Annotated in this window: 3 protein-coding genes; all 3 read left to right on the top strand. The window is 37.4% G+C overall.

Annotation, left to right across the window (positions count from 1 at the left end; genetic code table 11):
• The first annotated feature begins 129 nt into the window (after positions 1-129).
• The 3 genes from AFK68_RS07790 (at position 130) to AFK68_RS07780 (ending at position 3,981) form a co-directional block, all read left to right on the top strand.
• Complete coding sequence (locus AFK68_RS07790; protein WP_094672263.1) at positions 130-1,608, top strand: ankyrin repeat domain-containing protein; 1,479 nt, start codon at positions 130-132, stop codon at positions 1,606-1,608.
• A 1,188-nt stretch (positions 1,609-2,796) separates the two neighbouring features.
• Positions 2,797-3,357 (top strand): bleomycin hydrolase, encoded by a 561-nt coding sequence (locus AFK68_RS07785; RefSeq protein ID WP_094672262.1) that lies wholly within the window; start codon positions 2,797-2,799, stop codon positions 3,355-3,357.
• A gap of 129 nt (positions 3,358-3,486) precedes the next feature.
• Positions 3,487-3,981, top strand: coding sequence for a bleomycin hydrolase (locus tag AFK68_RS07780; RefSeq protein ID WP_094672261.1), 495 nt, complete (start codon positions 3,487-3,489; stop codon positions 3,979-3,981).
• Positions 3,982-4,208 lie beyond the last annotated feature (227 nt).

Raw genomic sequence — 4,208 nt, 5'->3', positions numbered from 1 at the left:
ACTCCCCTACTCCCCTACTCTCAATCTCTAATTTTAAATAGATCCCTTCAGGGGTTCTATATAGCGGAGAACATGGGACTTATCGCAAAATCAGTTAAAATCTGAAAAATATAGATTATAGTTGTTGGTATGGCTTCGCAAAAAGAAGAAACAGCCTTGGTACAGGCTGTTAAAAATGGTAATCTTGCTCAAGTATCTGTCCTGCTTGCTCAAAATATTAATCCTAATGCTCAAGCTCTAGATGGTACAACGGCTTTAATGGTGGCCGCAGAAAAGGGCTATACTCAAATAGCTTCTGCTTTACTAGATAAAGGCGCTGATGTCAACTATACGAGAAAAAAGTTTGGTGCTACAGCTTTAATGTTGTCTGCAGCTCACGGACGAGTTGAAATAGTGGAACTTTTGCTAAGTAGGGGTGCAGATGTCAATGCCAAAAATGATCGTGGTGCTTCCCCTCTAATGGTCGCTTCAATGAATGGTTATATTGCAGTGGTCAATCAACTCATAGCTGCTGGAGCAGATGTTAATGTGCTAGACAAAGACCATGATACGGCCTTGGGTTTAGCAACGGCTCAAGGTTATCAAGATGTAGTTAAAGTTTTGCTAGATGCTGGAGCTAGGGTAGATGAGTCTACATTATCTGTAGTTGCTGATAGTAACTATGCAGAAATAAGAGAAATTTTTATTAATCATGGTGTGGATGTAAATACTAGAAATTTGGAAAGTAAAACATGGTTAATGCAAGCAGCAGAAGCAGGTGATTTATCTACTGTAAATAGACTATTAAAAGCTGGTGCTGATGTTAATTTCCGAGATAAAGATGGAGAAACTGCCCTCATTTTATCTGCTGATTTAGGTCATTTAGAAATTGTCAAAGCTTTATTAGAATCAGGGGCAGATATAAATATTAAAAGTAGAAATGGTGCTACAGCTTTGATGGCTGCTGCTGCTGAAGGAAATGTGGCGATCGCTTCTACTTTATTAGATGCTAATGTTGATGTTAATACTCAGGATTTGGAAGGAGAAACAGCACTAAGTTTTGCCGTAGTAGAACATCATACTGAAATGCTAAAACTACTGCTTAACTATGGAGCTGAAATTGTTACTAAAAATCAAGCAGGTGATACGCCTTTATTCAGTGCAATTTTTCATGGTTACACAGATATTGTATCAATTTTATTGGAAAAAATAGAAAAGCAAAATCTGACATCTGTATTAAACAGTAAACATCTTGGAGAGACAGCTTTAACTTTAGCAATATGGCACAAACATAGGGAGATTATTAATATTTTGCTAGATGTTGGTGTGGATGTAAATATTGCTGCTCAAGGAGGTTCTACTCCAATGATGAAAGCAGCATATCAAGGGGATATTGAAATTTTAAGGGTACTCTTAGAAAGGGGAGCTGATATTAATCTTCGAGATGATAATGAAGCAACAGCTTTAATGTGGGCAGCATATCAAGGTCATACTGAAGCTGTAAAATTGTTAATTGATTCTGGGGCTAATTTAACTTATAAAAATCGAGGCGGTTGTACAGCTTTAATGTTAGCAGAATTTAATGGTTATCAAGATATTATCAGGTTGCTGAATAATGCTGGGTCATAAAATGTAAGCATTCAGCATTCAGCTAACAGCTATCAGCCATTAACTCATTATTTTGTCAGGAGGAATTAGTCTGATGGCGAGAATTAAAAGTCTGACACTAAAAAGGTCATCAGACAACCGAAGTCCAGTTATGACATTTTCATGTATCTGAATGCTGTTTGCGGAGCATTTCGGGACAGAAATCCTAATAGCTGAATGCTTACCATAAAATTAATTAGAGGCTGAAAATATTGATTTAATTTACAATAAAATCAGGGAAATNTATTGTGTTAGGAGGAATTAGTCTGATGGCGAGAATTAAAAGTCTGACACTAAAAAGGTCATCAGACAACCGAAGTCCAGTTATGACATTTTCATGTATCTGAATGCTGTTTGCGGAGCATTTCGGGACAGAAATCCTAATAGCTGAATGCTTACCATAAAATTAATTAGAGGCTGAAAATATTGATTTAATTTACAATAAAATCAGGGAAATAGAAACTTAGCAGTAATAACCTAATATCTATTTACCCTGATGTTTAAGACCAAGCGTAATAAATGTTTATTACAAATGGTAGAAGCAAGGAAGAGGGAAGAAGGAAGAAAGAAGAAAGAAATATTGAATAAAAGAGGGAAAAATGATAGTTATGGCTGTCTATAATGAATTTCAGCAGCTATTTTTAATTATCTACAATCAAGACGCACTTTTTGTAGCATTATTGTTTCAAACTTTTATAATACAAGGTTTTAAGGAGTTGCTGAAGTAAAGTATGTTGCCTCATTGCCTCATATTTGTCAGATATTGAAGAGTTCAGGAGTTAACTACAAATTATATCTAGAAACCACCCGAAAGTGAGGAAAAACTCTTTTCTACCTTCTGACTCCTAACCCTAATTAGGCCCTAATTACCATCTCTACATCTTCTTCAGTGGTATTGGGCCGGAGTTATAAAGGGTTAACTTCAAAGGTATCCATCCGTAGAGTTGCTAATGTGGCTAACTTTTCTATTCCTTTATTTATTGAATTAAAAAAATATTTGGCTTTTATCTTAATGTTCTTTACGCCCCAATTGACTCACACATAGTAACAAATGTTTACTTCGTTACGAAATATTACTTTCTTACTCAGAAAGCGAGACAAAACAGAGCTTCTTGTTAGATAGTTAGTTCAAGATTACGAAAAAACGATTTTTAAAGTAAGGAGAGCTCAATGTTAGATGCTTTTTCAAAAGCTGTAGTTACAGCAGATACCAAAACTGCTCCTATTGCTGGTGCAGATTTAGATAGCCTAAAACAATTCATTGCTGAAGGCAACAGACGTCTTGATGCAGTAAACGCTATTGCTAGCAACGCAAGCTGCATGGTATCTGATGCTATCGCTGGTATGATCTGCGAAAACGATGGATTAATCCAAGCTGGTGGTAACTGCTACCCTAACCGTCGTATGGCTGCTTGCTTGCGTGATGGAGAAATCATCTTACGTTATGTTACTTACGCATTACTAGCTGGTGACGCTTCCGTTCTCAACGACCGTTGCTTAAATGGTTTAAAAGAAACTTATATTGCTCTAGGTGTACCTCTTCAGTCTGCTGCTCGCGCTGTTCAAATTATGAAAGCTCAAGCTGCTGCTCACATCAAAGATCAACCAAGTGATGAATTTGCTGGAGCTAAAAAGCGCATAATGGGTGCTACTGTAACAGAAGACCGTTGTGCTAGCCTAGTTGCTGAAGCAAGTGGCTACTTTGATACAGTAATTTCTGCTCTAAGCTAATTCCTCTCAAACTATCTCGCCATATCTGATCGGGGTATTCAGTTATTGGCTTTTCGGTTGTTACGATGAGCCAAACAAGTTTTAATCCAAATCTAAACCAAGTCCAACAAAAAATAGAGTTTTAAAGACATGAAATCAGTTATTACCACAGTAATTTCCGCTGCTGATGCAGCAGGTCGTTTTCCTAGCAGCTCCGATCTAGAGTCCGTACAAGGTTCCATCCAGCGTGCTGCAGCTCGTCTAGAAGCTGCTGAAAAGTTAGGTGGCAATCTTGATGCAGTTGCTCAAGAAGCTTATGATGCTTGCATCAAGAAGTATAGTTACTTAAACAATGCTGGTGAAGCTAATTCCACAGATACTTTTAAGTCTAAGTGTCTCCGTGATATCAAGCACTATATGCGCTTGATCAACTACTGTTTAGTTGTTGGTGGAACTGGTCCTCTTGATGAGTGGGGAATTGCTGGTCAGCGTGAAGTTTATCGTGCTCTCAGCCTACCTACTGCTCCTTACGTTGAAGCTTTAAGCTATGCTCGTAACCGTGGTTGCGCTCCTCGCGATATGTCTCCTCAAGCCTTGACTGAGTACAATTCTCTTCTCGACTATGTAATCAACTCCTTATCCTAAGAGATAGGAATTGAAGCGAGGGTGACACTCTTGCTTTAAAACTGCTTTAATTTTAGAACTTTGGGACTCTCAGTTTGTTACTTATCCTAATAGTGGGTGAGCAACTAACTAAGAGTCCCTTGGTTTTTTTTACTGAAGGCATTCAACAATTAATAATTAACAATTAATAATTAATAATGAATAATTACCTCAATGATTTTTTTCTTTTTTCTTGAGAGGCTTTATAC

The sequence above is a fragment of the Hydrocoleum sp. CS-953 genome (assembly GCF_002260545.1).
Lineage (GTDB): Bacteria > Cyanobacteriota > Cyanobacteriia > Cyanobacteriales > Microcoleaceae > Trichodesmium.
Note: the sequence above shows the minus strand (reverse complement) of the source record. Positions and strands in the feature narration are given on the sequence as shown.

Excerpts from the sequence above, each read along its gene's own strand:
- AFK68_RS07790 (WP_094672263.1), top strand. The coding sequence starts at position 130 with ATGGCTTCGCAAAAAGAAGAAACAGCCTTGGTACAGGCTGTTAAAAAT.
- AFK68_RS07785 (WP_094672262.1), top strand. The coding sequence starts at position 2,797 with ATGTTAGATGCTTTTTCAAAAGCTGTAGTTACAGCAGATACCAAAACT.
- AFK68_RS07780 (WP_094672261.1), top strand. The coding sequence starts at position 3,487 with ATGAAATCAGTTATTACCACAGTAATTTCCGCTGCTGATGCAGCAGGT.